The sequence below is a fragment of the Pseudomonas sp. AC463 genome, assembly GCF_979253585.1.
In genome coordinates this window covers 102,120-127,895 of the sequence record NZ_CEEDDZ010000017.1, presented here as the reverse complement: position 1 = coordinate 127,895, position 25,776 = coordinate 102,120, and the positions used below count along the sequence as shown (strand labels likewise).

The 25,776-nt window shown below is 62.1% G+C and carries 28 protein-coding genes and 1 pseudogene; 15 read left to right on the top strand and 14 right to left on the bottom strand.

Annotation, left to right across the window (positions count from 1 at the left end):
- Window positions 1–61: 61 nt before the first annotated feature.
- Both AC0IYH_RS21535 and AC0IYH_RS21530 read left to right on the top strand, forming a co-directional pair.
- The gene (locus AC0IYH_RS21535; RefSeq protein ID WP_471836092.1) at window positions 62–835 is read left to right on the top strand and encodes a transporter substrate-binding domain-containing protein; all 774 of its coding nucleotides are present in this window, start codon (window positions 62–64) and stop codon (window positions 833–835) included.
- A gap of 50 nt (window positions 836–885) precedes the next feature.
- On the top strand, window positions 886–1,725 hold the full coding sequence (locus tag AC0IYH_RS21530) for a cache domain-containing protein (RefSeq protein ID WP_471836090.1): 840 nt from the start codon (window positions 886–888) through the stop codon (window positions 1,723–1,725).
- A gap of 134 nt (window positions 1,726–1,859) precedes the next feature.
- On the opposite strand, the gene AC0IYH_RS21525 is transcribed toward AC0IYH_RS21530, so the two are convergent.
- Complete coding sequence (locus tag AC0IYH_RS21525; RefSeq protein ID WP_471836109.1) at window positions 1,860–3,377, bottom strand: MDR family MFS transporter; 1,518 nt, start codon at window positions 3,375–3,377, stop codon at window positions 1,860–1,862.
- 66 nt (window positions 3,378–3,443) lie between these two features.
- Window positions 3,444–4,628 (bottom strand): 4-hydroxybenzoate 3-monooxygenase, encoded by a 1,185-nt coding sequence (gene pobA / locus AC0IYH_RS21520; RefSeq protein ID WP_471836107.1) that lies wholly within the window; start codon window positions 4,626–4,628, stop codon window positions 3,444–3,446.
- Between the two features lie 189 nt (window positions 4,629–4,817).
- Between pobA and AC0IYH_RS21515 the strand changes: the two genes are divergently transcribed.
- On the top strand, window positions 4,818–5,693 hold the full coding sequence (locus AC0IYH_RS21515) for a helix-turn-helix domain-containing protein (RefSeq protein ID WP_471836088.1): 876 nt from the start codon (window positions 4,818–4,820) through the stop codon (window positions 5,691–5,693).
- Here AC0IYH_RS21515 and AC0IYH_RS21510 read toward each other — a convergent pair.
- Both AC0IYH_RS21510 and AC0IYH_RS21505 read right to left on the bottom strand, forming a co-directional pair.
- Window positions 5,686–5,862, bottom strand: a complete 177-nt coding sequence (locus AC0IYH_RS21510; protein WP_471836086.1) for a hypothetical protein — start codon at window positions 5,860–5,862, stop codon at window positions 5,686–5,688. The two genes, AC0IYH_RS21515 and AC0IYH_RS21510, sit on opposite strands and share 8 nt — an antisense overlap.
- 100 nt (window positions 5,863–5,962) lie before the next feature.
- Window positions 5,963–6,868, bottom strand: coding sequence for a LysR family transcriptional regulator (locus AC0IYH_RS21505; protein ID WP_471836084.1), 906 nt, complete (start codon window positions 6,866–6,868; stop codon window positions 5,963–5,965).
- A 104-nt stretch (window positions 6,869–6,972) separates the two neighbouring features.
- On the opposite strand from AC0IYH_RS21505, the gene AC0IYH_RS21500 reads away from it, so the two are divergent.
- Window positions 6,973–7,839: an MBL fold metallo-hydrolase gene (locus tag AC0IYH_RS21500; RefSeq protein WP_471836082.1), complete on the top strand. Its 867-nt coding sequence runs from the start codon at window positions 6,973–6,975 to the stop codon at window positions 7,837–7,839.
- 34 nt (window positions 7,840–7,873) lie between these two features.
- A complete protein-coding gene (locus AC0IYH_RS21495) occupies window positions 7,874–8,488 on the top strand; it encodes an NAD(P)-dependent oxidoreductase (protein WP_122772922.1) in 615 nt (204 codons plus the stop codon).
- A 127-nt stretch (window positions 8,489–8,615) separates the two neighbouring features.
- Here the strand turns inward: AC0IYH_RS21495 and AC0IYH_RS21490 are convergent, their stop codons facing one another.
- Window positions 8,616–9,482, bottom strand: a complete 867-nt coding sequence (locus tag AC0IYH_RS21490) for a LysR substrate-binding domain-containing protein (protein WP_471836080.1) — start codon at window positions 9,480–9,482, stop codon at window positions 8,616–8,618.
- A 111-nt stretch (window positions 9,483–9,593) separates the two neighbouring features.
- Between AC0IYH_RS21490 and AC0IYH_RS21485 the strand changes: the two genes are divergently transcribed.
- The 4 genes from AC0IYH_RS21485 to AC0IYH_RS21470 all read left to right on the top strand — a co-directional run bounded on the left by AC0IYH_RS21485 (window position 9,594) and on the right by AC0IYH_RS21470 (window position 15,046).
- Window positions 9,594–11,219, top strand: coding sequence for a 5-guanidino-2-oxopentanoate decarboxylase (locus AC0IYH_RS21485; RefSeq protein WP_471836078.1), 1,626 nt, complete (start codon window positions 9,594–9,596; stop codon window positions 11,217–11,219).
- On the top strand, window positions 11,216–12,658 hold the full coding sequence (locus tag AC0IYH_RS21480; protein WP_471836077.1) for an aldehyde dehydrogenase family protein: 1,443 nt from the start codon (window positions 11,216–11,218) through the stop codon (window positions 12,656–12,658). The genes AC0IYH_RS21485 and AC0IYH_RS21480 overlap by 4 nt, the downstream gene beginning before the upstream one ends.
- A gap of 128 nt (window positions 12,659–12,786) precedes the next feature.
- A complete protein-coding gene (locus tag AC0IYH_RS21475; RefSeq protein ID WP_471836075.1) occupies window positions 12,787–13,974 on the top strand; it encodes a cyanate transporter in 1,188 nt (395 codons plus the stop codon).
- A gap of 136 nt (window positions 13,975–14,110) precedes the next feature.
- The gene (locus tag AC0IYH_RS21470; protein WP_471836073.1) at window positions 14,111–15,046 is read left to right on the top strand and encodes a LysR family transcriptional regulator; all 936 of its coding nucleotides are present in this window, start codon (window positions 14,111–14,113) and stop codon (window positions 15,044–15,046) included.
- Window positions 15,047–15,049: 3 nt separating this feature from the next.
- On the opposite strand, the gene AC0IYH_RS21465 is transcribed toward AC0IYH_RS21470, so the two are convergent.
- Both AC0IYH_RS21465 and AC0IYH_RS21460 read right to left on the bottom strand, forming a co-directional pair.
- Window positions 15,050–15,412, bottom strand: a complete 363-nt coding sequence (locus tag AC0IYH_RS21465) for a 5-carboxymethyl-2-hydroxymuconate Delta-isomerase (RefSeq protein WP_116628210.1) — start codon at window positions 15,410–15,412, stop codon at window positions 15,050–15,052.
- A gap of 54 nt (window positions 15,413–15,466) precedes the next feature.
- Complete coding sequence (locus tag AC0IYH_RS21460; RefSeq protein WP_099587477.1) at window positions 15,467–16,390, bottom strand: LysR substrate-binding domain-containing protein; 924 nt, start codon at window positions 16,388–16,390, stop codon at window positions 15,467–15,469.
- 128 nt (window positions 16,391–16,518) lie between these two features.
- On the opposite strand from AC0IYH_RS21460, the gene AC0IYH_RS21455 reads away from it, so the two are divergent.
- A complete protein-coding gene (locus tag AC0IYH_RS21455; protein WP_163821370.1) occupies window positions 16,519–16,695 on the top strand; it encodes a hypothetical protein in 177 nt (58 codons plus the stop codon).
- Between the two features lie 55 nt (window positions 16,696–16,750).
- On the opposite strand, the gene AC0IYH_RS21450 is transcribed toward AC0IYH_RS21455, so the two are convergent.
- Window positions 16,751–16,894, bottom strand: a complete 144-nt coding sequence (locus AC0IYH_RS21450; protein WP_165842692.1) for a hypothetical protein — start codon at window positions 16,892–16,894, stop codon at window positions 16,751–16,753.
- A gap of 198 nt (window positions 16,895–17,092) precedes the next feature.
- Here AC0IYH_RS21450 and tcuC point away from each other — a divergent pair, with 198 nt between their 5' ends.
- Window positions 17,093–18,397: an MFS transporter gene (gene tcuC / locus AC0IYH_RS21445; RefSeq protein ID WP_122772917.1), complete on the top strand. Its 1,305-nt coding sequence runs from the start codon at window positions 17,093–17,095 to the stop codon at window positions 18,395–18,397.
- Window positions 18,397–19,155: a substrate-binding domain-containing protein gene (locus AC0IYH_RS21440; RefSeq protein ID WP_471836072.1), complete on the top strand. Its 759-nt coding sequence runs from the start codon at window positions 18,397–18,399 to the stop codon at window positions 19,153–19,155. The genes tcuC and AC0IYH_RS21440 overlap by 1 nt, the downstream gene beginning before the upstream one ends.
- Here AC0IYH_RS21440 and AC0IYH_RS21435 read toward each other — a convergent pair.
- Window positions 19,147–20,049: a LysR family transcriptional regulator gene (locus AC0IYH_RS21435; RefSeq protein ID WP_116628213.1), complete on the bottom strand. Its 903-nt coding sequence runs from the start codon at window positions 20,047–20,049 to the stop codon at window positions 19,147–19,149. The two genes, AC0IYH_RS21440 and AC0IYH_RS21435, sit on opposite strands and share 9 nt — an antisense overlap.
- Before the next feature lie 207 nt (window positions 20,050–20,256).
- Here AC0IYH_RS21435 and AC0IYH_RS21430 point away from each other — a divergent pair, with 207 nt between their 5' ends.
- Genes AC0IYH_RS21430 through AC0IYH_RS21420 form a run of 3 tightly spaced genes read left to right on the top strand, consistent with a single transcriptional unit; the run spans window position 20,257 to window position 21,881 of the window.
- Complete coding sequence (locus AC0IYH_RS21430; protein ID WP_122772915.1) at window positions 20,257–20,661, top strand: type II toxin-antitoxin system ParD family antitoxin; 405 nt, start codon at window positions 20,257–20,259, stop codon at window positions 20,659–20,661.
- Complete coding sequence (locus tag AC0IYH_RS21425; protein ID WP_116628215.1) at window positions 20,658–20,981, top strand: type II toxin-antitoxin system RelE/ParE family toxin; 324 nt, start codon at window positions 20,658–20,660, stop codon at window positions 20,979–20,981. The genes AC0IYH_RS21430 and AC0IYH_RS21425 overlap by 4 nt, the downstream gene beginning before the upstream one ends.
- A gap of 3 nt (window positions 20,982–20,984) precedes the next feature.
- Window positions 20,985–21,881 (top strand): SMP-30/gluconolactonase/LRE family protein, encoded by an 897-nt coding sequence (locus tag AC0IYH_RS21420; RefSeq protein WP_471836069.1) that lies wholly within the window; start codon window positions 20,985–20,987, stop codon window positions 21,879–21,881.
- Between the two features lie 5 nt (window positions 21,882–21,886).
- Here AC0IYH_RS21420 and AC0IYH_RS21415 read toward each other — a convergent pair whose 3' ends face one another.
- From AC0IYH_RS21415 to AC0IYH_RS21395, 5 genes and pseudogenes are all read right to left on the bottom strand, one after another.
- Window positions 21,887–22,696 carry a methyl-accepting chemotaxis protein gene (locus AC0IYH_RS21415; RefSeq protein WP_471836105.1) on the bottom strand — a complete coding sequence of 270 codons (810 nt, stop codon included), beginning with the start codon at window positions 22,694–22,696 and terminating at the stop codon, window positions 21,887–21,889.
- 48 nt (window positions 22,697–22,744) lie between these two features.
- Window positions 22,745–23,512, bottom strand: a pseudogene (locus tag AC0IYH_RS21410) (MCP four helix bundle domain-containing protein); the annotation flags it as partial.
- Between the two features lie 356 nt (window positions 23,513–23,868).
- The gene (locus AC0IYH_RS21405) at window positions 23,869–24,651 is read right to left on the bottom strand and encodes an anti-sigma factor family protein (protein WP_471836067.1); all 783 of its coding nucleotides are present in this window, start codon (window positions 24,649–24,651) and stop codon (window positions 23,869–23,871) included.
- The gene (locus tag AC0IYH_RS21400) at window positions 24,648–25,145 is read right to left on the bottom strand and encodes an RNA polymerase sigma factor (RefSeq protein ID WP_116628536.1); all 498 of its coding nucleotides are present in this window, start codon (window positions 25,143–25,145) and stop codon (window positions 24,648–24,650) included. The genes AC0IYH_RS21405 and AC0IYH_RS21400 overlap by 4 nt, the downstream gene beginning before the upstream one ends.
- A 60-nt stretch (window positions 25,146–25,205) precedes the next feature.
- Window positions 25,206–25,757: a tetratricopeptide repeat protein gene (locus AC0IYH_RS21395; RefSeq protein ID WP_206222700.1), complete on the bottom strand. Its 552-nt coding sequence runs from the start codon at window positions 25,755–25,757 to the stop codon at window positions 25,206–25,208.
- Window positions 25,758–25,776 lie beyond the last annotated feature (19 nt).

Genomic DNA, 25,776 nt, shown 5'->3' with positions numbered 1-25,776 from the left:
TGCCACCCTGCCCCACGCTGGAAATAATGGCCGCCCCGACATGCTCCAAGGACTCGACTGCATGAAAACAACAATAACCCTGTGCATACTGGCGAGCCTGGCCACCTCTGCCCTGGCCGATACCGCCCCCTCGCGCCTTGACGAGGTGCTTGCCCGCGGCACGCTCACCGTCTGCACCACCGGCGACTACAAGCCCTACACCTCGCTGCGCACCGACGGCAGCTATGAAGGCATCGACATTGCCATGGCCGAGTCCCTGGCCAAGAGCCTCAACGCCAAAATCACCTGGGTGCCCACGACCTGGAAAACCCTCATGCCGGACTTCCTCGCCCAGCGTTGCGACATTGCCGTGGGGGGTATTTCGGTGTCTCTGGAGCGCCAGAAAAAAGCCTTCTTCAGCCAGGCCCTCGGGGTGGACGGCAAGATCCCGCTGGTGCGCTGCGCCGATGTGCAGCGCTACCAGAGCGTCGAGCAGATCAACCAGCCCCAGGTACGCGTGATCGAACCGGCCGGCGGCACCAACGAGGTGTTTGCCCGCGCTCACCTGGGCCAGGCGCAGATCCGCCTGCATGACAACGTGACCATCTTCGACGAACTGCTGGCGGGCAAGGCCGATGTGATGATCACCGATGCCAGCGAGGCGCGTTACCAGCAAAAGCTCAAGCCCGGGCTGTGCGCGGTGAACCCGGACCGGCAGATGCAGTACAGCCAAAAGGCCTTCCTGCTGCCCCGCGATGACGTGGCATGGAAAAGCTACGTCGACCAATGGCTGCACCTGAGTGTGGCCACCGGGGTGTACGACGGCATCGTCAACCAATGGTTGGCAGCGCCCTGAGCCGGGGCCGTCTACGCTGTTGTCACACCTATAAGAACGAGGGACGGACCATGAAGGGACTGCTGCGCATCTCCTGGCTGCTGCTGTTGTGTTTCAGCCAGGTGCACGCCGCCACAACCGAGGACAAGGACGCCGAGGCGGCCAAGGCCTTGCTGGAAAAAGCCCTGGCTTACTACCAGGGCAATGGCGACAAGGCGTTCGCCGCGTTCAGCCGCCAGGGTGACTTTGTCGACCACGACCGCTATGTGTTTGTGGTCGACACCCAAGGCGTGCTGCTGGCCAGCGGCGGGCCCTCCTCCGCGCTGATCGGCCGCGACGTGAATGAAGTGCTCGGGCCGGATTTGCGCGAGTCGTTCAAGGCCGCGCTCAGCGTGCCGGATGGCCAGGGCATCCAACAGGCCGAGTACCGCTGGCAGAACTGGAATGACGGCAAGGTCGAGCGCAAGCACGTGTTCTACCAGCGCGTGGGCGAGCGCATCCTGGCGGTGGGTTACTACCTGCCCCGCGCCACGCCGGAACAGGCCCGGGCGCTGCGCAACAAGGCGGCGAACGCGCTGGTCAAGGATGAGGCCGGTACGCTCAAGGCCATCAACTCATTGCAGGGCGGCTTCCTGCAGGATGACCTGTATGTGTTTGTGGTGGACCTCGACACCCAACGCTACGTGGCCCACGGCACCAACCTGCGGCTGATCAACACCGACTTCAGCAAGATCAAGGACCCCGATGGCAAACCGGTGGGCGAGCCGATCCTCAAGCTGATGGCCGAGCAGGACCAGGGTGAGTACAAATACCGCTGGAAAAACCCGGTGACCGACAAGGTCGAGAACAAGCATGCCTATGTGCGCAAGGTCGGGCACTTCATGGTGGCGGTCGGGTACTACAGCCCCTGATCGTTTGATTTGAAATGCAATCAATGTGGGAGGGGGCTTGCCCCCGATGGCGGTGTATCAGCTACAGATGTGCTAACTGACACGGTGCTATCGGGGGCAAGCCCCCTCCCACATTTTGATCTCTATCTTGTCAGTTAGTTGGCCTTGTCTTCACGACCGCGCAGCACTCGATTGGGCATCGCAATCGCCGCCGCCAACCCCAGCAGCGCCACCGCCGCGCTGACCATCAGCAAGTGCCGGAACGTCACGCCCAACTCACCACGCAGGGCATCCTGCGCCGGGCCGGGGGCGGCGTTGAGGCCGTCGAGCAGCACGTTGCCGGAACTGCCCTCGCCCCCCAGTGCGCCGCTGGCCAGGTGGGCGAAGCTGGAGTCATGCAACAGCGCCAGTAGCAACGCCGACATGCACGCCACCCCCACCGCGCCGCCGAGGGAACGGAACAGGTTGGTGGTGCTGGTGGCCACGCCGATGTCGCGTTGTTCCACCGAGTTCTGCGCGCCCACCAGCGAAGTAGGAAATTGCATGCCGCCGGCGATCCCGCACAACAGCATAAACGCGCCGGTCAGCAATACATCCTGGGGCGCGCTGAAGGCCATGCCGAGGATCGCCAACGGGCTCAGTAACGCGCCGGACACAATCATCGGTTTATAGCGCCCGGTCACCGAGGTCATGCGCCCGGCCGAATACGCGCCGATGGGCAGGCCCATCGCCAGGGGCAGCAGGTGCAAGGCCGCGCTGTCGGCGCCGCCGCCGGTTACGGTCTGAAAGCGCAGTGGCATCAGCACCGTCAGGGAAATAGCCTGGAAGCTGGTGAAAAATACCGTGCACCAGCACAGCACTGCGCTGCGGTTGGCGAACAGGTGCATCGGCAGCAAAGGCTCCCGCGCGCGGCGTTCGTGCCACACAAACAGGGTCAGGGCCACCAGCGCGCAGGCCAGCAAGCCCAGCACTTCATCATCACGCCAATGATGGCCCTGGCCGATTTCAGTGATGCCCAGCAGCAAGGCGGTCAGGCCGATGATCATCAGCACCGTACCGAAGTAGTCGATGACCGGCTTGCGCTGCGGCACCGGCAGCCCCACCAGGGTGCGGTGGGCCACGTACCAGGCGCCGGCGCCCAAGGGCAGGTTGATCAGGAACACCCAGCGCCACGACAGGTATTCGGTCATGAACCCGCCCAACACCGGCCCGGCCACGCTGGCCACCGCGTACATGCCGCTGAAATAGCCCTGGTAACGCCCGCGCTCGCGGGGCGGGATGATGTCGCCGATGATCGCCTGGCTCACCGAGATCATCCCCCCGGCGCCGATGCCCTGCAGCACCCGCGCCAGCACCAGTTGCTCCATGCTCTGGGCCATGCCGCAGAACAGCGACGCCACCGTGAACAGGCCCATGCCGATCAGCATCATCGGCCGGCGCCCATACAGGTCGCCGAGCTTGCCGTAGATCGGCACCGCCACCGTCATCGCCACCATATAGCCGGAGATCACCCAGGCCAGCAGGTTCACGTCATGGAATTGCGCGGAGATGGCGGGCATGGAGACGGCGACAATGGTCTGGTCCAGGGCGCCGAGGAAAATCGCCAGCATCAACGCGGCGAGGATACTGCGCACCGCCGGCAGCGGCGGTGAGGGCTGATTGAGTTGAGTCACGGCAGAACCTTCGAGCAGGGCCCGTGGGAAAAGGCGGCCCACGGCAATGCTCGATACGATAGCAGGCTATTCAATAGCTTCGTAAGCAAGCCCGACGTAATTTTCCGCGATGGTCTTGCGCCCGGCTTCGGAGCCTAAGAAGTACTCCAGTTCACTCTGGGCGATGCGCTGGCTGAAACCGTCATCTTGCGGGAATTGGTGCAACATCGAGGTCATCCACCATGAGAACCGCTCGGCTTTCCACACCCGCCGCAGGCAGATGGCGGAATACCGCTCCAGCAAGTCCACCCGCCCCTCGCCATACACCTTGAGCAAAATCCGAAACAGCGTGCTCACATCACTGGCCGCCAGGTTCAGGCCCTTGGCGCCGGTGGGCGGCACGATGTGCGCGGCGTCGCCGAGCAGGAACAGGCGCCCGTACTGCATCGGCTCCACCACAAAACTGCGCAGCGGCGCGATGCTTTTTTCGATCGACGGGCCGGTCACCAACTGCGCGGCCAATTCACTCGGCAGGCGGGTTTTCAGCTCATCCCAGAAGCGTGCGTCGGGCCACTCCTCCAGCGGCTCGTCGACCGGCACCTGCAGGTAATAACGGCTACGGGTCGGCGACCGCATGCTGCACAGGGCAAACCCTCGCGCGTGCTTGGCGTACACCAGCTCGGGGTGAATGGGCGGCGTATCGGCCAGAATCCCCAGCCAGCCAAACGGGTACACGCGCTCGAAGACCTTCAGCGATTCAGCCGGGATCGACTGGCGGGCAATACCGTGGAAACCGTCGCAGCCGGCGATGTAGTCGCAGTCCAGGCGAAACGCCTCGCCCTCGTGCTCAAAGGTCAGCCAGGGTCGGTCACTTTTCAGGTCGTGGGGTTGCACATCACGTGCTTCGTACAGGGTGGTGGCGCCGGCAGCGGCGCGGGCGGCCATCAGGTCGCGGGTGACTTCGGTCTGGCCGTAGATCATCACCGACTGGCCGCCGGTCAACGCCTTGAGGTCGATATGGGTGAGCTGGCCATTGAGCGCCAGTTCGAAGCCGTCATGCACCAGCCCCTCGGCATCCATGCGCTGGCTCACGCCAGCCTGGCGCAGCAGGTCGACCATGCCTTGCTCCAGCACCCCGGCACGGATGCGGCCTTGCACGTAATCGGCGCTCTGGCGCTCAAGGATCAGGGTCTGGATACCGGCGTTGTGCAGTAACTGGCCGAGCAGCAATCCCGAGGGACCGGCGCCGATAATGGCGACTTGGGTTTTCAGCGTTTTCATTATTTTTATGGCCCGCAAATTCCACTCGAACGGATCGAGTGAAAGAGTTGTCATTGATCTTATTGCTGACATTTTTCACTTGAGTGCGCGGCATAAGAAGGTGAAAACTGCGCCAAAGCCTGCGCTTTTTGCCAATGCGGGCGATTACCGCACCACTCTCCTGAGTATCGGATTGAAACCATGACCAAAAACGCGATTCCGGTCTTCAAGCTGTACGGGGAAAGCCAGCAATGGCCGACACCCGATTTGTTGCACTGTGAAACCATTTCCCGGCGCAGTCGGGAATACCAGTGGGAAATCCAGCCCCACCGGCACGCGGATCTGTGTCAGTTGCTGTACGTGCACAAAGGCCAGGCGCAGCTGGAAATCGAAGGCCAGCGCACCACACTCAGCGAAGCAACCCTGCAGGTACTGCCGCCGCTGTGCGTGCACGGGTTTCGTTTCCCGGAAGATGTCGAAGGTTATGTGGTGACGTTGGCGGCACCGCTGGTCAGCCATCTGCAAACCCAACTGGGTGCGACGGTGGACGGGCTGCAAGCGCTTGGCAGCTACCCGGCGGGCAAGGACCGCGACTACCTCAACAGCCTGTTCGCCCGCCTGCAAGACGAATACGCCGATGAGCAACCGGCCCGCGACATGATGATGCACGCGCTGGTCAGCGTATTGCTGGTGTGGATCAGCCGCCAGGCGATCCAGCGTCGCCACCCCCGGGCACCGAGGGGCCGCGAGTACTTCCGGCGCTTCACCCAGTTGGTCGAGCAGCATTACCGTGAACACCCGAAGATTGAGGACCTGGCCCACAAGCTGGGCATCTCGGTCTCACACCTCAACGGCACATGTCGGGAGTTGGGTGGGCAGCCGGCGTTGCAGATCATGCATGACCGCCAATTGCTGGAGGCCAAGCGCCTGCTGACCTACACCAGCATGACCATCAATGAAATGTCGGAGGTATTGGGGTTTTCCGACCCGACCAACTTCTCGCGGCTGTTTCGCCGACGGGTCGGGTTCTCGCCCAAGGCATTTCGCGAACAGTTGAAGGCCGAGCAGCCTACCTGAGCGCGCTGAAACTGCCAGTATGGGGAACGCATTGGTCCTGATGGCAGCTGATCGCAAAGGTCGGCTGCATGCGGGTTTGCTCCACGCGGAAGGCGGCCGTGCCATACAGCGCACTCGCCAAGGCGCAAAGGGTAAAAATCATCAGGTATTTTCTGGTTTTGATGCCCATGGCAAAGACCTCTGAGCGGATCTACACGGTGCTGTTTAAAGCATAGGCCAGCCAGAGCAAGTTGCAATTATCGGGTGACATTCAACCGGTTGATGCAGGCTTACAGGCCGACATCCCACACCGGTTCTTCCGGAAACCTCAACACCAAAAAATCCAACAGGCTGCGCAACGCCGACGGCATATGCTTGCGCGAGGCGTAGACCGCGTAGATGTTCATCTGCCGGGGCTCGGCAGCGGGCAGCAGGCGCACGAGTTCGCCACTGCGGATGTAATCGCCGGCCTGGTAACTGGGCAGCATCGCCACCCCGGCCCCGGCCAACGTGACCCGCAGCAGGGTGCTGGCCTCGTTGGCAGTGATATTGCCGTGCACCGGCACGGACACGTGATCGCCCTGCTCTTCGAAATGCCACAGGCTTTTGCCGAAGTAAGAATGGGTCAGGCAGTTGTGCCGAGCCAGGTCTTCGACCTTCTGCGGCGCCGGATGCGCCAGCAGATACGCCGGCGTGGCACACACCACGGAGCGACAGACGGTGAGGCGCCGCGCGATCAGGTTGGGGTCCAGGTCATTGCTGGTGCGGATGGCCAGATCAATGCGTTCATCCACCAGGTTGACCGTGCGGTCGAGCATTTGCAGGTCGACCGTGACCAGTGGGTAGCGCTTCACGTATTCGGCGATGGCCTCGGCCAATTGCGCCTGGCCGAACGAGGTGCTGACACTCAGGCGCAGCAGGCCGCGCGGCGCGTCATCGGGCTCGCGGACGGCGGCCTGCATGTCGCCGCACAGCTCCAACAGTTGCCGGCAACGCGGCAGGGTTTCGCTGCCCGCCGCCGTCAGGCTGAGCTTGCGCGTGGTGCGGTGCAGCAAACGCGCGCCCACCCAGTCTTCCAGCTCGGCCAGGTAGCGCGACACCACCGGGCGCGACAGGTCCAGATGGTCGGCGGCGGCAGACTGGCTGCCAAGGTCCACCACCGTCACAAACACACGCATTGCTTGAAGACGATCCATGATTTGCACGCTTTTAGAAACAAACTATGTTCCAGCATCGCATTTTTAGTCTCGTTTGGTGCAACTAAGCTCTGTTCACCTTCAACCACTGCTGGAACTGCCCGATGCTCTCGACCCTCAAGCGCCTGACCCTGGCCACCGCCGCCCTGGCGTTCGCCGCCCATGCCTCAGCGGCCGAGCTGACCCTCGACGTGTACAACCCAGGCACAGCGGCCATCTTCCCGGTCAGCTCGGTACTGGTCAGCGGCACCAGGGACGCGATCCTGGTCGACGCGCAATTCGGCAAGGGCCAGGCCGAGCAGTTGGTGCAGAAGATCCGCGCCAGCGGCAAGCACCTGACCACCATCTACATCAGCCATGGCGACCCGGACTACTACTTCGGCCTCGACACCCTGACCGCTGCCTTCCCCGACGCCAAAGTGCTGGCGCCGAAACCGGTGGTCGACCATATCAACGCCACCGTGGCCGCCAAGCTTGAGTTCTGGGGCCCGAAAATGGGCGCCGACAAACCCGCCAAAACCATCGTGCCGCAGGTGCTGCAAGGCGCCAGCCTGAGCCTGGAAGGCCAGCAACTGCAGGTGATCGGCCTGGACGGCCCGCAGCCGGACCGCAGCTTTGTGTGGATCCCGTCGATCAAGGCCGTGGTCGGTGGCGTGGTGGTCGCGCAAAACATTCACGTGTGGATGGCCGACACCCAGAGTGCCAAATCCCACAAAGACTGGCTCGCTACCCTACAGCGCATCGAACAGCTGAACCCACGTACCGTGGTGCCCGGCCACTACCTGGGCACGCCGACCCTTGAAGCCGTGGAATTTACCGCCGGGTACATCCAGGCCTTCGACGATGAAGCCGACAAAGCCAAGGACGCCGCCGAGCTGATCGCGGCGATGAAAAAGCGTTACCCCACCCTCGCCGACGAAAGCTCGCTGGAACTCAGCGCCAAAGTCGCCAAGGGCGAAATGAAGTGGTGAATGGTTTTAAACCCCTGACTTACTGGAGAACAGCATGAGCAAGATTGCAATCATTGGCGCTACTGGCCGTGCCGGTAGCCAACTGCTGGAAGAAGCATTGCGTCGTGGGCATAGCGTTGTGGCCATCGCGCGTAATACCGACAAACTGGTGGCGCGTCCTGGCGTTACCGTGAAACAAGTCGACGCACTGGACGCCACTGCTCTGCAGCAAGCGGTCAGTGGCAGTGATGTGGTGATCAGTGCGGCGCACTTTGCCACCCTGCCCGCCGCTGCCGTGATCGGCCCGGTGAAACAAGCCGGTGTGAAACGCCTGCTGGTGGTCGGCGGTGCGGGTTCGCTGCTGTTGCCGGGCGGCGGCCGGGTGATCGACAGCGAAGGTTTCCCGGCCGAATACAAGGCCGAAGCCACTGCGGGCGCGGCGTTCCTTGACGTGCTGCGTCAGGAGAAGGATTTGGATTGGACCTTCCTGTCGCCATCGGCGGAGTTTGTTGAAACCGAGCGCACCGGCACATTCCGCCTGGGCCAGGATGACTTACTGGTAAGCAGTGAAGGCCGCAGCTGGATCAGCTTTTCCGACTATGCGATTGCCCTGATCGATGAGGTTGAGTCGCCGAAACACTCGCGCCAACGCTTCACCGTCGGCTACTGATCCAACGCGGTCAAAAATGTGGGAGGGGGCTTGCCCCCGATGAGGGTGTGTCAGTCAAAGTTGTTCCAACTGACCCACCGCTATCGGGAGCAAGCCCCCTCCCACATTTGGATCTTCAGTGTCAGGGCTACTGTGCCTGGCTAACCAGCCAATCCATCAGCGCCACCAGCCCCGCCGACGGCTCGGTCCCCGGCGGATACACCAGGTAATAGCCCATCCCCGTCGGCACTCGCAGCTCAAACGGCATCGCCAACCGTCCCGCCTTCAAATCCTCGCCGATCAACGCACTGTCGCCAATCGCCACCCCCGAACCTTGCGACGCCACGGTCATCGCCAAATCCAGGGTTTCAAAATGATGCCCCTGGGCCATATTGCTCAGCCGTGCATTCGCCGCCTTCAGCCACAACGCCCAATCGCGTTCATCCCGTGTGGGGTGCAGCAACACTTGTTGTTGCAAATCCGCAGGCGTGCGCAAAACCCCGAGCAAACCCGGCGCGCAGACCGGCGTGAGTTGTTCATCAAACAAATGCCGAGCCTCGGCCGATTGCTCGGCGATAGGCGCATAGATCACCGCTGCGTCGAACGCCTCGCGGCGAAAATCCATGGTGTAGGCCACGGTGGTGGTGAGCTCCACCGGCACGTCCGGCCGCTCGCGTTGCCACTGCATCAGGCGCGGCAGCAGCCAGCGCATCACACAGGTAGAGGCCTTGAGTTGCAGGGTTTCGCGGCGGCCGCCGATCTGCTCCACCGCCTCACCGATCAGGCCGAACACCTGCTGTGCGCGCAGCGACCATTCGCGGCCTTCCTCGGTCAGGCTCAAGCCCCGCGCCTGGCGCTGGAACAACGCATAGCCCAAGTGGCTTTCCAACCCGGCGATCTGGCGGCTCACCGCCCCCTGGGTGATATGCAGCTGCTCGGCGGCACGGGTGAAGTTGCAGCACTGGGCCGTGACCCAAAATGTGTGCAGCGCTGGCAGCGGCGGGAGGCGTTTCATAGGGGCTGAGCCATGACGTGAGGACATGGCTAGTATGACTTTTTATCGATTGTTGCCGCTACCGGCCAGCCGCTCCAATAGCGCCTCGAATCCATAACAAGAGCGACATGCATGGCGACCTGCGGCGAAGTATTGGTCCACCTCCTGGAACGCTACGGCGTGGACCAGGTGTTCGGCATCCCCGGCGTGCACACCGTGGAGCTGTATCGCGGCCTGGCCCGGTCCAGCATCCGCCACGTCACCCCGCGCCACGAACAGGGCGCCGGCTTTATGGCCGACGGTTACGCGCGCACCAGCGGCAAGCCGGGTGTGTGCTTCATCATCACCGGCCCCGGTATGACCAATATCACCACCGCCATGGGCCAGGCCTACGCCGACTCGATCCCGATGCTGGTGATTTCCAGCGTGCAATCGCGCAGCCAGTTGGGCGGCGGGCGCGGCAAGCTGCATGAGCTGCCGAACCAGAGCGCGATGATTGCCGGCGTGGCGGCGTTCTCGCATACCTTGATGTCGGCGGCGGAGTTGCCGGGCGTGCTGGCGCGCGCGTTTGCGCTGTTCCAGGCGGGCCGGCCGCGCCCGGTGCATATCGAGATTCCGCTGGATGTGCTGGTGGAAAACGCCGACGCGCTGCTCGGCAGCGAGCCAGTCAGCGTGGCGCGTGCCGGTGCGGCACCGGCGGCGGTGAAGCAGATGAGCCAGTTGCTGGCAGCCGCCAAACGCCCGCTGATCCTCGCCGGTGGCGGCGCCATTGATGCCGCCCCTGCATTGACCCGCTTGGCCGAAGCCCTTGGCGCACCGGTGGCCCTGACCATCAACGCCAAGGGCATGCTGCCTGGCGACCACCCGCTGCTGATCGGCTCGACCCAAACCCTGGTGGCCACGCGCGCGCTGGTGGCCGAAGCCGACGTGGTGCTGGCGATTGGCACCGAGCTGGCGGAAACCGACTACGACGTGACCTTCGCCGGCGGCTTTGAAATCCCCGGCGCATTGCTGCGCATCGATATCGACCCCGACCAGAGCGTGCGCAACTACCCGCCGCAGGTCGCGCTGGTGGCCGACGCGCAGATCGCCGCCGAGGCCTTGCTGGCCGAGCTGAGCAGCCAGCCTTTGGCTACCCGCGAGCCACACTGGGGCGCGCCGCGTGTCGCCCGTTTGTGGGCTGAATTGACGCCCACCTGGGACGCCGCCACCCGCGCACAAACCCTGTTCCTCAACACCATCCTGAAAGAACTGCCCGGCGCGGTGCTGGTGGGCGATTCGACCCAACCGGTGTACAGCGGCAACCTGACCCTGAACCCCGACCACCCGCGCCGCTGGTTCAACTCGTCCACCGGCTACGGCACCCTGGGCTACGCGTTGCCTGCGGCCATCGGCGCCTGGCTGGGGCGTGGCGATGGGCAACCGGTGGTGTGCCTGATCGGCGACGGCGGGCTGCAATTCAGCCTGCCGGAACTGGCCAGCGCGGTGGAAGCGCGCACGCCGGTGATCGTGCTGCTGTGGAATAACCAGGGTTATGAAGAGATCAAGAAGTACATGCTCAACCGCGCCATCGAGCCGGTGGGTGTGGACATCTACACGCCGGACTTTATCGGTGTGGCCAAGGCCCTGGGCTGCGCGGCTGAACGCATCCAGGGAATCGAATCGTTGCGCACTGCCTTGCGCAACGCCGCTGATCGCCAGGGGCCGACGCTGATTGAAATTGACCAAGGGCTTTGGATGAACGAGGTGGCGGAATGAACGCGGTGTTGAACGGTGTGTATATCAACGGCGCATGGCGTGCAGGTGTTGAGGTGCTCGAGGTGATCAACCCGGCCACCGAGCAAGCGTTGGCCCAGGTCAGCGTCGGCGATGCGGGCGCGGTGACCCAAGCGGTCGACGCCGCCAGCGCGGCCTTTGCCGACTGGTCGAAAAGCACTGGCCGTGATCGTGGCGCGCTGTTGCGCAAGGTCGCCCAGGGTGTCAGCGAACAGCGCGAACAGTTGATGCACGTGCAGTCGAGCAACAACGGCAAGCCGTTGTTCGAAGCGGGCATCGATGTGGACGACGTGATCGCCACCTTCGAGTACTACGCCGCGATCGCCGAAGGCATGGACGCCGGCCAGGACAGCCCGGTGGCCCTGCCCAGCGAAGACTTCAGCGCGCGCCTGCGCCGCGAGCCGTGCGGCGTGGTGGGGTTGATCGTGCCGTGGAATTTCCCGATGGTGACCACCGCGTGGAAACTCGCCCCGGCCCTCGCCGCCGGTTGCTGCGTGGTACTCAAACCGTCGGAAGTCACGCCATTGGCAGAGCTGCAATTGGCACAGATTATTGGCGATGCCGGCTTCCCGGCCGGGGTGTTCAATCTGGTCTGCGGCACCGGCTTGGCCGTGGGTGCACCGCTGGCCGCCGACCGCCGCGTGGCGAAGATTTCCTTCACCGGCAGCAACGCCGTGGGGGTGCAGGTGATGCAACGCGCCGCCGAAACCATCAAGGGCGTGAGCCTGGAACTGGGGGGTAAATCTTCGCTGCTGGTGCTGGCGGATGCCGACCTTGACCTGGCGGTAGAGCTGGCGTGTGGCGGAGGTTTTTTCAACGCCGGGCAAATCTGTTCCGCCACCAGCCGCGTGCTGGTGGCTGACAGCCTGGTGGATGAATTCCTGCAGCGTTTGCAGGCGCGGGCTGAAGGGATTCGCGTAGCCGACCCGTTTGCCGACGACGTGGAAATGGGCGCGCTGATCAACCGTGCGCAGTATCAGCGGGTGCTGGGGCATATCCAGCGTGGCGTACAGGATGGCGCGCGGTTGCTGTGTGGCGGGGAGCGCCCGGCCGAGCTGGCGAAGGGTTATTTCATTCGCCCTACGGTGTTCGCCGATGTGCCGTTGGACAGCGCGTTGTGGAACGAAGAAATCTTTGGCCCGGTGTTGTGCGTAAGACGTTTTGCCACTGAGGCCGAGGCCATCGCCTTGGCCAATGACAGCGATTTCGGCCTGGTGGCCAGCGTGGTCAGCGCCCATGCCGAAACCGCCGAGCGCGTGGCCAACGCGTTGCAGGCCGGGTTGGTGTGGATCAACGCCCCGCAGGTGATCTTCCCGCAGACGGCGTGGGGCGGTTACAAGCAAAGCAGCATCGGCCGTGAGTTGGGGCCGTGGGGGTTGGCGGCGTTTCAGGAGATCAAGCATGTGATTAGGTCGGTCTAACACCCCCTCCCACATTTTGATCTCAGGTGTATCAGTTGCCCATTTTTTCAATAGTGCCTGCGAGTTTCTGATTTGCCGCTCTGCCCGCTACGTGGCCTGATTCGCCCTTGTTCATTCAAGACTTGCCCATGGAAACCGTTCACGCAAAACCCGCCACCGCCCTCTGGCTGATGATCAGCGTGGTGCTGGTCGCCCTTAACCTGCGCTCGTCGATGGCCGCCGTGGGGCCGCTGCTGTCATCGATTCGCGCCGACGTGCCGTTGAGTTTCAGCAGCGCCGCCTTGCTGACCATGCTGCCGGTGATGGCGATGGGATTGGCGATGTTTTTCGGCATGGGCCTGGCCAAGCGGTTTGGCGAGCATCGCAGCATCGTGCTGTCGTTGCTGGTGATCGGCGTGGCCACACTGTCGCGCTTGTTCCTGGATTCGGCGCTGGAGCTGATCGTCAGTGCCATCGCGGCCGGCGTGGGGATTGCGATGATTCAAGCATTGATGCCGGCGCTGATCAAATCGCGTTTCAGCGACAACGTTTCACTGTTCATGGGCTTGTATGTCACCGCCATCATGGGCGGTGCGGCGTTGGCCGCGTCGTTCTCGCCCTTCGTGCAGGTGCAGACCGGCAGCTGGCGCACCGGCCTGGCGATCTGGGCCGCGCTGGCGTTGCTGGCCCTGGTGTTCTGGTGTGCCCAGCGCGCAGTGTTGCCGCCGTTGCCGCACGCCGGGGCCGGCGCGCAGGAGTCGTTTTTCGGCAATCGCCGCGCCTGGTTGCTGGCGATCTTTTTTGGCCTCGGCACCGCGTCCTACACCTGTGTACTGGCGTGGCTGGCGCCGTACTACGTGGAGCAAGGCTGGAGCGAGCAGAACGCCGGTTTGCTGCTGGGCTTTCTGACCGCAATGGAAGTGGTGTCCGGCCTGGTCACCCCGGCCATCGCCAACCGTCGCCAGGATAAACGCGGCGTGGTCGCGGTGCTGCTGGTGCTGATCATCCTCGGCTTCTGCGGCCTGATTCTTGCGCCGCAGCACCTGAGCCTGCTATGGCCGTGCCTGCTGGGCCTGGGAATCGGCGGGCTGTTCCCGATGAGCCTGATCCTGTCCCTCGACCACCTGGACAACCCACGTCGCGCCGGTGGCCTGACGGCTTTTGTGCAAGGTATCGGCTACTTGATTGCTGGCCTGTCGCCACTGATTGCCGGGATGATCCGTGACCAACTCGGCAGCTTTGAATGGGCCTGGTGGTCACTGACCGCCGTGGTCGTGGTGATGCTGCTGATTGTCACGCGCTTCAACCCACAGCATTACGCGCGGCATATCCGCTGACGTCGTGTTGCCAACAGTATTTGTCCCACAACAAACATAGAAACGACCTACAGCGCTTTCTAGTGGCACGTCCGTTCCGTTAAGCTTTTGCGCTGTCTTGTGCTGAGTTCGGTGCAAGGGTTTACGGACGGAACCGATGTTAAACAGTAACTTGCTCAGAAAACTCGATATGCAAGACTTGATGGTGTTTATCGCCGTCTACGACCAGAGCAGCGTTACCGAGGTGTCAGAAACGCTGTTTGTCAGCCAGTCCACCGTGAGCTACAGCCTGAAGAAATTGCGCACCAGTTTCGAGGATGAGCTGTTTATCAACACACGGGCGGGTATGCGTCCTACGTACAAGGCCACCACCATGTACGGCCATGTGCAGAAAATCCTCGAAAGCATCAACCTCTGCCACGCCGGTGGCCAGGCCTTCGACCCGACTCAGAAGGCCGTGACGTTCAACGTGTGCGCACCGGAATATTTCGAACAACTGATCCTGCCGCGCCTGTTGAAGAATTTCGACCGCGCCGACCTGCCGGTGATCGTCAATGTGCAGAAGCTGGAAACCGATATCCCCGCCGATGACTTGCGCGAAGGCCGCCTGGATCTGGTGATCTGCTTCGGCCCGCATTTCCATCGCGCCCACAAGGATTTCAAGACCCAGATGCTGCTGGAAGACGACCTGGTGTGTGTCTTCGATAAACGCTCGGCGCCCCGGGAGCCGGCATTCAGCCTGCATTCGTTCGTGGAACGGCGCCACGTATTCCCCACGCCGTGGACCTCCGACACCAACATGATCGACGGCTGGCTCGCGCGCCAGGCCCACAAGCGCCAGGTGATCGCACGGGCCAACAGCTATGGCGCGGCGTTGAAAATGATCACCGGCACCGACTTTATCGTCACCCTGCCACGTCGCGTGCAAAAGCTGCTGGCGCCGGCCACGGTGTTCGGCCATTGCGAGGCGCCGAACGGGTTACCGGGGTTCACCCTGGATATGCAGTGGAATGAAACCAGTGAACAGGACAGCGCCAATACCTGGTTTCGTGAGCAGGTGGTGAAGGTGTGCGCGGATCAGGGCCTGCTGTAAGCCCTAGCCAATGGCGACTTTGCTGTAGGAATCACGATCCATGTCAACCAGCAGGACACTGAGTTGAACCTGCACATCCGCCGGCCAGTCGCTCGTGTCCTGCAACGCCGCCAACAGACTCTGCGACAACTCCTGCTTGACCTGCGGCGAGCGCCCACTGAGCAGCGACAGCTTCACTGCGATAAAACCGCGCGGGCTGAGGGAAGTGCCGACCTGAAAGGTCTCGATTTTCACCGCGCGGCTTTTGATATCGAACTCGGAACCGAACTGCCCGGACGCCATCAGCACGTTGTTGAGCCGCAACAGGGTTTTCTCGACGGCGAGGTTGGTCAGGTTGGCGGTGTATTCCAGGTGCAGGTGCGGCATGGTTGGCTCCGAGTTAGTCGTAGGAAGGTTCGTAGATATATCACGGAAAAAGCTTCAAGCCTTGGTCCCAAGCCCTCGATCACTCATGAAGGCTTCCAGTCGCGACCGCACCCAGCGCTCGGCCGGGTCGGTGTCTACATGGCTGAGCCAGACCATGGACAAATCCAGGGTCGGCGTCTCGAACGGAAACGGCTCACAGAACAGATTGCCCGAGACCGCCATGGCTTCGGCGGTGTAGTCCGGCAGGCTGGCGATCAGGTCGGTGCCGGCAAGCAAGGCCGGCAACGCGCTGTATTGCGGCACCGACAACACCACATGGCGCTTGCGGCCGATTTCGGCCAGCCACTCATCGGCAAACCCCGACACGTTGGCGGTGTGGGACACCAGCACATGGGGGCGTGAGCAATATTCATCGAGGGTCAGCGGTGTGTCGGACGCATCCGCGCGCAACAGGCGCGGGCGGATATGGCGCAACAGCTTGCGTTTGGCATTCGCTGGCAGGCCACGGGTCTGGGTGATGCCCACGGTGATATCGCCGGACGCCAGCAGATCGGGAATCCGCCAGTAGTCGACATGCTGCACCACAAATACCACCTGCGGCGCTTCCTGGCGCAGGGCGCGCAGCAACGGCGGCAACAGGCCGAATTCGACGTCATCGGACAGGCCGATGCGAAAGGTCATGGTGCTGATGGACGGGTCGAAATCGTGGGTCAGGCTCAAGGCCGACGACAACGAATCCAGGGCCGGCGACAAGTGCTGAATGATTTCTTCGGCCCGCGCGGTGGGCTCCATGCGGTGGCCGACGCGAATAAACAACGGGTCGTTGAACAAGGTGCGCAAACGGTTGAGGGCCGAGCTGATGGTCGGCTGGCCGAGAAACAGCTTCTCTGCCACCCGCGTTACGTTGCGCTCCAGCATCAGTGCTTCGAAGACCACCATCAGGTTGATGTCGGCCTTGCGTAATTCATTGCGATTCATCGGCGCCTGCCCCTTCCCCAAGACAAGCCGCAGTTTAGAAAGCCCCGGGGGCTGCGTCTATGTGCGCACTGTTCATCTTCGGCCATTGGGACTATAAATCAGCTCTTTAAGGTCTCAGGAACACCATCGTGCTGGTCATTCTCGCCTTGGCCATCGTCGTGGCCGGGTTCTGCCTCTGGGTCATCCGTTTTGTCGCCCACCCCACCGCCCGCACGTTGTTGCGGGTGTTTGTCGGCTTGTGCCTGGCGGCAGTAGTGGCGTTTCTGGTGTTGGCGTCGGGGTTTCCGACGTCGTTGCTGGTGTGACCCTGTGGAAGCTGGTTTGCCCGCTTCCACAGATTGATCGTCATGCCGGGGTTAATCAGGGTTTGAGCGGTCGCTCCTGATCCCGCTCGGAAAGCTCCGTACCATCGTCCGGATGTTTCCAGGTCTGCGGTTTTTCCTCTTCGCGTTGCCGGGGCTGCTCACGCTCCGGCTCATCGCCGCGCTTTTGTTCGTTGCCCATCGCCACCTCCTGTTCGTCAGCATTGGTCACACCTTTCAAGCATAGAACAGGGCAGGATTTTTGACCGGCACGCCGATTGATAACCAATGAACATCAATCTATCCAAATTTGTCACTTATCATTTCTAAATGTGTCAGCCACTATTCCAGGTCTTAGGCGAAACAAGCACTTTAAAAAGAACGCTGGAGACACAAAACCATGACTAGCCCTACCCGGCCCGACTCTGCCCGTTCGAAAGTTGGTGCGGTATTCCGCGTTACTTCGGGCAACTTCCTCGAACAGTTCGACTTCTTTCTGTTCGGTTTCTACGCCACCTATATCGCTGCCGCATTCTTCCCCGCCGCTAATGAGTTTGCGTCATTAATGATGACCTTCGCCGTGTTCGGTGCGGGCTTCCTGATGCGACCGCTGGGCGCAATCATCCTGGGTGCCTATATCGACGATGTGGGTCGCCGCAAAGGGTTGATCGTGACCCTGTCGATCATGGCCAGCGGCACCCTGCTGATCGTACTGGTGCCGGGTTATCACACCATTGGCCTGTGGGCGCCGTTGCTGGTGCTGCTCGGCCGCTTGCTGCAAGGCTTCTCGGCCGGTGCGGAACTGGGCGGTGTGTCGGTTTACCTGTCTGAAATGGCCACGCCGGGCCGCAAAGGCTTCTACACCAGCTGGCAGTCGGGCAGCCAACAGATCTCCATCGTGGTCGCCGCCGCGCTGGGCTATGGCCTGAACGTGTGGATGGAACCTGCAGTGGTTGCCGACTGGGGCTGGCGCATTCCGTTCGCCATCGGCTGCGTGATCATCCCGTTCATCTTCATCCTGCGTCGCAACCTGCAGGAAACCGAAGAGTTCGCCAACCGCAAACACCGCCCGACCATGCGCGAAGTGCTGGCGACCCTGGTGAAAAACTGGACCGTGGTGATCGGCGGCATGCTGATGGTGGCCATGACCACCACCGCGTTCTACCTCATTACCGTGTACGCACCGACCTTCGGCAAGACCGTGCTGCAACTGAGCACCTCCGACGCCCTGCTGGTGACCTTGCTGGTGGCCGTGTCGAACTTTGTCTGGCTGCCGATCGGCGGCACCTTGAGTGACCGCTTCGGCCGCAAGCCGGTATTGATCGCCATGACGGTGCTGACCGTTCTCACGGCTTATCCAGCGCTGTCCTACGTGGTAAACGCACCGAGCTTCGCCCATATGCTGGAAACCCTGCTGTGGTTCTCCTTCCTCTATGGCATGTACAACGGCGCGATGATCCCGGCGCTGACTGAAATCATGCCGGTGGAAGTGCGCGTTGCAGGTTTCTCCCTGGCCTACAGCCTGGCGACCGCGATCTTCGGTGGTTTTACCCCGGCGATTTCCACTTGGTTCATCCACATCACCGGAGACAAGGCCTCGCCGGCCTATTGGATGATGTTTGCCGCGCTGTGCGCGCTGTGCTCCACACTGGCGCTGTATCGCCGCGCCAACAGTCGTGGGCAGGTGATGCAGGGGGCGGCGTGATGAAGCCACTGCTCAAGACCCTGACGGCGCTGGCCCTCGGCGCCCTGGCGCTGACGGCCCAGGCCGAACAGCTCAAGGTGATGACCTCCGGTGGCTTCACCGCCGCGTATAAATTGCTGGGCCCGCAGTATGCCCAGCACAGCGGCGACAGCCTCGACACCATCCTCGGCCCCTCGATGGGCAAGGCGCCGGAAGCGATTCCCAACCGTCTGGCCCGTGGCGAGCATGCCGATGTGGTGATCATGGTCGGCTACGCCCTGGATGATTTGATCAAACAGGGCAAGGTCGACCCCGCCTCCCGCGTGGAGCTGGCGGACTCACGCATCGGCATGGTGGTAAAGGCCGGCGCAGCCAAGCCGGCAATCGGTACTGATGCCGAGCTGAAGGCGGTACTGAGCAAGGCCAAGTCGGTGGCGTATTCGGACAGCGCCAGCGGCGTGTATGTCGAGAAAGAGTTGTTCAAGAAACTCGGCATGCCGGCCAAGGGCACCATGATCGAACGCCTGCCGGTGGCCGAACAGGTGGCCAAGGGTGACTACGAAGTAGGCCTGCAACAGGTGGCGGAATTGTTACCGGTGCCGGGGGTGACTTACGTAGGCAAGATCCCGGAGGACGTGCAGTCCGTTACCCGCTTTGCCGCAGGCATTCCGGTGAACGCCGAGCACCCTGCGCAGGCCAAGGCGCTATTGCAGTACCTGGCCTCGCCCGAGGCGCAACCGGTGGTGCAATCCACCGGCCTGGACTCGGTGTCACGCTGACCGGAACGGCATCTCCCGTACCAACCGTTCCAACTCCAGCGCCGCTGGCGGCAATGTCCGCCCGCGGCGTTTGATCAAGCCCACATTGCGCATCACCTGCGGCTCCACCAACGGCACACTCACCAGAATCGGGTGTTCCAGGGCCGGCATGGCAATCGACGGCACCATCGCCACACCCAGCCCCGCCTCCACCAAGCCGATCATCGTGGTCACGTGGTGCGTCTCGCAGATACTCGGCTTTTTTACCCGCACGCCACGCAAGGCCTGATCCAGCAGGAAGCGATTGCCAGAGGTCTTGTCCACGGTGATGTAGTCGTGCTCATAGGCCTCCGCCCAGGTCACGCTCTCGCGCGTGGCCAACGGGTGATCACGCCGGCACGCCAGCACGTAGCGTTCCTGCAACAGCAGTTCGAACTCCACCTCATCGGCCAGGCTGCCACTGAAGCTCACGCCGAAATCCGCCTCGCCACTTTCCACCGCGTTGCACACCTCACCGGCACTCGCATCCAGTACCCGCAGGCGAATTTTCGGATACAGCTTGTGGAATTCGGAGATCACGTGAGGCATGAAGTAGTACGCGGTGGACGGCACACAGGCGATGGTCACGTTGCCCATGCGTGTGGACGCGACGTTGCTGATGCCCATCAGGGCGACGTCGAGGTCATCGAGCATGCGCTCGACCTGCGGCAGGAACGCGCGGCCCACCATGGTCAGGCTGACGCGCCGCGTGGTGCGCTCGAACAGCTTCACGTCGAGGGCAGACTCAAGCTTTTCGATACGCCGGCTAAGGGCCGGCTGCGAGATACGAATGGCCTCGGCGGCGCCGCGAAAACTGCCCTTGTCTACCACGGCGCGGAAGGCTTGGAGGTCGTTGAGGTCGAAGTTGATGATCACGGGAAGCAGCCAGGGTGGTCGAGGTAGAGGGCATTATCGTACGCGAGAGTTTGAGGCGCCATGCGTGCTGATAGCAGTTTGGCGTAATACCCCTGCTACAAATATGAAGTCATACATATCAGTGGCTTATTTGCCGACTGGCGTCACGCACTCGCCAATTAGGGTCAATACTTCGGGCCTCACAACACCACTGGAGAGACACCCACCATGGAAACCAGCCACTTCTGGATAGACGACGAGACTCTGCAGATCAGCATCGATCAGTTGCTTCTTGCATCACGCCAATGGTCGAGTAGGATTGAATCCTACTCATCGTCGGCGGACTTCGAAATGCGCTCAACCCAGCAAATGAGCATTACCTTGCCAATCGAAATGGCTGCACTGGTCAAAGCCAAGGTCGCTGCGGGTGAATATGCCACTGAGAGCGAAGTCATACGTGACGGCCTGAGGGCCTTGCTGGCACGTGACCGGGCGATGGATGAATGGCTGCGCGACGAGGTCATTTCAACCGCAGCCGCGCTCGAGGCCGAGCCAGACCGGGCACTGTCCCCCGAGCAGGTTCGCGAGCACATGGCGGCCAAACGTCAACGAAAAGGCACTGAGCCACGGTGAGTCGCTCGGTAGCCTTTTCGCCTGAAGCATTGGTTCAACTTGACGCCCTTGAAGACTACATCAGCGATGCCGGCTCCTCACGTGCAGCAGCACGTTTTATCGACAACATCATCAGCTACTGCGAAAGTCTTGCGCTGTTTCCGTTGCGCGGCATCTGCCGTGACGACCTGCTGGCCGGCCTGCGCATCACCCACTATCGACACACCACCGTCATCGCGTTCAGGGTGGCTCCTGATAACGACACGGTGTCGATCCTGGGTGTGTTTTATGGCGGGCAGGATTACACGGCGATGGCAATCAGCCCCCGACCACAAGAGTGATCAATGAACAACACCGCTGGAAAAGTACACAGCCGTCCGCGCTATCGGGCACTGAAACCGGGGCTATGGGCAATCTCCCTGCTGTGCGTCGCCACCCTTGGCTTCTTCGCCTGGCAAAGCTATTACCCTGTCAGTGCGGCCACCGGCTGGAGCGTTCAGGTGCTGCACCGCGACGTGCCCAAAGCCGCCTCGCTGATGCCACTGGCGGACGGCTCGTTGATGGTCAGCCAGGAACTCGACAAGGCCAAGGGCAGCATCGTGCGCATCCGCCCCGATGGCACACGTGAGGTGGTGGTGGGCAACCTGTCCAAACCCGACGGTATGGTCGCCACCCGTGGCGGTTGGGTGTTCAGCCAGGAATCCACTGATTTGCCCGTCAGCTTTTTCAAGGACGGCGTCGTCACCGAACTGTTCAAAGGCGAAAGCGTGCAAGGGCTGTGGGACGACGGTGAGTACCTTTACGCCATCGAAGACCGCAAGCCGGCAGGGCGGCTGCTGCGCTATCGCTGGAGCGACCGGTCCCTGAGCGTGCTGCGCGACCAGCTCCAGGAAGGCGAGTCCATCGTGCGCTGCACGGACGGGCGCATGCTCTATACGGAGAAACAAAAAGGCGTGGTGCGTGAACTGACCGACGACGGCAGCGACCCGGTGGTGTTGAGCAAGCTCAACCAGCCGACGTTCCTGATGTGCGATGCGCGCGGGTTGTGGATCAATGAAGACGCAACCCATCGGGCGCGGCTGTTGCTCATTGACAAGCAGGGGCGCCAGCAGACGATCCTGTCATTTCTCAAGGCGCCGCAATCGATCGTGCCGACGGGCCATGGAACGTATCTGCTGGCCGAAGGCGGGAGGGATCGGGTGCTGGAATTGACGCCAGACTCGCCAATGCCCTCCCCCTGAACCGACTACAGCTGGAACCTTGCCACCGCTTCATTGAGCGCAACCGCCAGGCGTGTCAGCTCCTGGCTGGAACCGTTGATCTGCCCCGCGCCGGAAGACGACTGCGCCGACAGGTCACGGATATTGACGATGTTGCGGTCGACTTCCTTGGCCACCTGGGCCTGCTCCTCGGCGGCGCTGGCGATCACCAGGTTGCGCTGGTGGATCTGGTCGATGGACTGGGTAATCTGGCTCAGCGCGCCACCGGCGCCTTCGGCCAGGGTCAAGGTCTCGGTGGCACGCTGGGTGCTCGACTGCATCGACGTCAACGCATCGTTGGAGCCGGTACGCATGGCGGTCACCATCTGGTCGATTTCCAGGGTCGATTGCTGGGTGCGATGGGCCAGCGCGCGCACCTCGTCTGCCACCACCGCAAAGCCACGCCCCGACTCACCGGCACGCGCCGCCTCGATGGCGGCGTTGAGTGCCAGCAGGTTGGTCTGCTCGGCGATTGAGCGAATCACGTCGAGCACCTTGCCGATATCCCGCGATTGCTCGGCCAGGTTCTGCACCAGGGTCGAGGTTTCACCGATATTGCCGCTCAGGGCTTGAATCGCGCTGACCGTTTCACCGACGCGGTGCTGGCCTTCGCGGGCGGTTTCATTGGAGAGGCGCGTGGATTCGGAAGTCGAGACCGCGTTGCGTGCCACCTCTTCGGCGGCCGAGGTCATTTCGTTGACCGCTGTCGCTGCCTGCTCGATTTCAGCCGTCTGCTGTTGCAGGCTGCGGCTGCTTTGATCGGTAATGCCATTGAGATCGGTGGCGGACGCCGCCATTTGTGCCGCCGACTGGCGGATCAGCTGCAGGGTATTGCGCAGGCTGCCTTGCATGGATTGCAGCGCCACCAGCAGGCGAGTCACCTCGTCATTCCCGCTGATTTCCACGGTTTGGGTCAGGTCACCCCGGGCGACGTTTTCCGCAGCGCGCATCGCTTGCCCCAACGGGCCGGCAATACTGCGCGTGAGTAACCAGGCCAGCGCCACCGTACTCAGGCCCGCCAGAATCACAAAGCCGAACACCATGGTGCGCGACTGGCCGTACTGCGACTCGGCGGTCTGGCCCTGCTGGTTGATCTGGGTGTTGTAGTAATCGGCGAGCGCGTTGAGCTGGGCGCCGGAGCCATCGACCACGGTTTTCATGTCCACCAGCAGCAACTTGTTCAGTTCGGCGCCCTGCTGTTTGTCGGCAAGGATGAACGACTGAGCCAGCCCCTGCTGGTATTGGCGCAGCGATACCTGGAACTGGTCATAAAGCGCGCGCACCTCGGGGGTGTCGATCACCTTATCGAGGTCGGCCAAGCGTTTTGTCAGATCCTGGCTGCGCGTGTCCATCTGGCTGCGGTACTGCGGGATGCTGGCGGGGTTGGGGTCCAGCGCCATGCGCAAGGAGATTGTGCGAATGCGCAGCATGATTTCACGAATGTCGGCCACCAGCCGCATCTTGGGCACCAGCCCGCTTTCAACCTGTACCGCACTCGCACGGATGCTTGCCATGTTCGAGAGCGCAAAAAAACCCAACAGGGCCACAAGCAAAGCAATCAAGGCAAAACCCAGACCCGCACGGCGGGCGATGGACAGGCTGCGAAGGGACATTTAGGGGGGCACTCTTATTAGGGATACGACATCGTATGAGAGCATTTCGGCCGCACAGATGAGGACTTTAGGGCGCCCCGCCCTAATAGACAAAAAGCCTGCTGAACAGTGGGCTCAGCAGGCTTTTTGCGTTTCTTACAACCGTTGACGCGCGACTGCGGTGATCTTCTCGATCAATGGGTTACTGACACGTTCCACCCTTGTGATGCGAACCCGTTCCGCCAACCGGATGCGTACCTTTCGGGCAACCCATTGCAAACATCGGGCTCACGGCCAATACCACGAGCAACACCACCCCCGACAGCTTCTTCATAACATCCTCCGTGACCATCACCATGCGTGATAGCACAAAGATATCACGCATGAGATTCAATGAGGCCCAACATGCTCCGAACGCTGCTGGCCATGCTCTGCAAATCTTCGAAAGGGTTTCTACCGATCAGCATGAACGCATGGGGTGGATCGGCCCAATAAACCACGTTCATCCCTCGACGCTGCTCAGTGGCAAAGGGTTGCGCGCCCTTTCTGTCGGCCGTAATGCAGAGTGCCAAGGGGCCGTGTCGCGGGTCCAGGTAGGTCAACTGGCCGATCAATACGCCGTCATAGTCAAGGACCTGCGCACGTCGGAACTCGGCGCCAGGCAGGCTCACAGCGGCTGGGGACAACGCCAGGCTCAATTGTGCACCCACTGAACTGAGCTGGGCGGCATGCGAAGCCGGATCAGCGCTGAGGTGTTCCAGGGTCTGGGGTGTATACAAGGCCATGTATTCGGCGACGGAGGCACGCCAGCCTTGGCCGGACTCGGCGTGGGGCCAGCTCATGAACAAGCGGTCGGCGGCCACGCCAGCCACGGCAAAACCGGCCGCCATCGCGAGGAATCGACGGCGACTGAGGGGGGCGGTTTGTGCCGGCGGCAAGGCGTTGAGCATGGCATGCAGACGCTCGGCGGGAGCTTGCTCCAACAGCGAATCGAAGGCGGCCTTAAAGGGCAAGTCGGCGCACTGCAACGCCTCCAGACGCGAAGCAAGCACCGGGTCATTGGGAATCTGATCAGCGATCAGTCGACGCTGTGCGTCATCCAATTCGCCATCCAGAAACGCCACCAACAGCTCATCGGACGGTGGGTTCGTGTGAGTCATCGCCGTTCTCCGCTCGATTTATCCGGCTGGACGTTTGAGGGCCGGGGCTCGGCAAGTTTCCCGCGCGCCGCAGCCAACCGACTCATCACCGTGCCCACAGGGATATGCAATACCTCGGCAATTTCCTTGTATGAAAGCCCTTCCACATACGCCAGAAAAACCGTTTCGCGCTGCGCCTCAGGCAACCTGTTTACCCGCTTGATCACTTGCGCGGCCAATACCTGTTCCTGCGCCTGGTGTTCACCATCGAACGACAGCTCCTGCTCCGCGTCGACAAACCCCTGCCCCTGGCGCACCCGCTGCGAGCGCAGTTCGTTGAGCCAGATTGAATGCATGATCGACAACAACCAGCGATCCAGCCGCGTGCCGGCCGCAAACTGCCCGGCACGCTCCAGCGCTCGCACACAGGTGGCCTGCACGAGATCCTCGGCCAAATGCTTTTGTCGCGACAACACCAACCCGTATCGCCATAAACGTGGCAACAACAGGCCCAACTCTCGCCGAAACTCAGCCTCTGGGATGATGACTACCCCCTGCGTATTCACTCACCGACTTTACGCCTGTGGCGCAGCGGCGATGGCTTCGGCCAGGTCTTCGTACTCTTCGCAGGTTGTGCTGCACAAGGCTTTGATTTTTACCAGTTGCTCCTGCGCCAGGTCGACGCGGCCCTTGATCACGTAGGCTTCACCCAGGTACTCGCGAACCTGGGCGTAGTTGGGGTCGAGTGCGACTGACTGGAGGTAATAGCCGATGCCTTCATCGGTGCGTCCAAGCTTGCGCGTCGCGTAACCACGATAGTTGAGCGCCTTGGCGGTGTTGGGGTTTTGCAAGGTGTCGAGCAGAGCCAAGGCCTCGTCGTAGCGCCCATCCTTGGCCAGCCGATAGGCGTAATCGGTGCGATCGGCGTCGGAAGTGGCCTTGCTGGTTTGCAGTACACACTTGTCGGTCTTGGTATCCCACACCTGGCCCTTGGGGCAATTGGGTTTGGGCGGCGCCGATTCATCGCCCGAGGCGTGGGCCTGCCCAGCGAGTAAAGCGGCGGCCAGGCAGGCGCCGTACAGGAGTGCGCTGCGGTAACCAACCGCGTGTTCGTGGCGATTTTTCATGGTGGTCATGCTCCGTAAC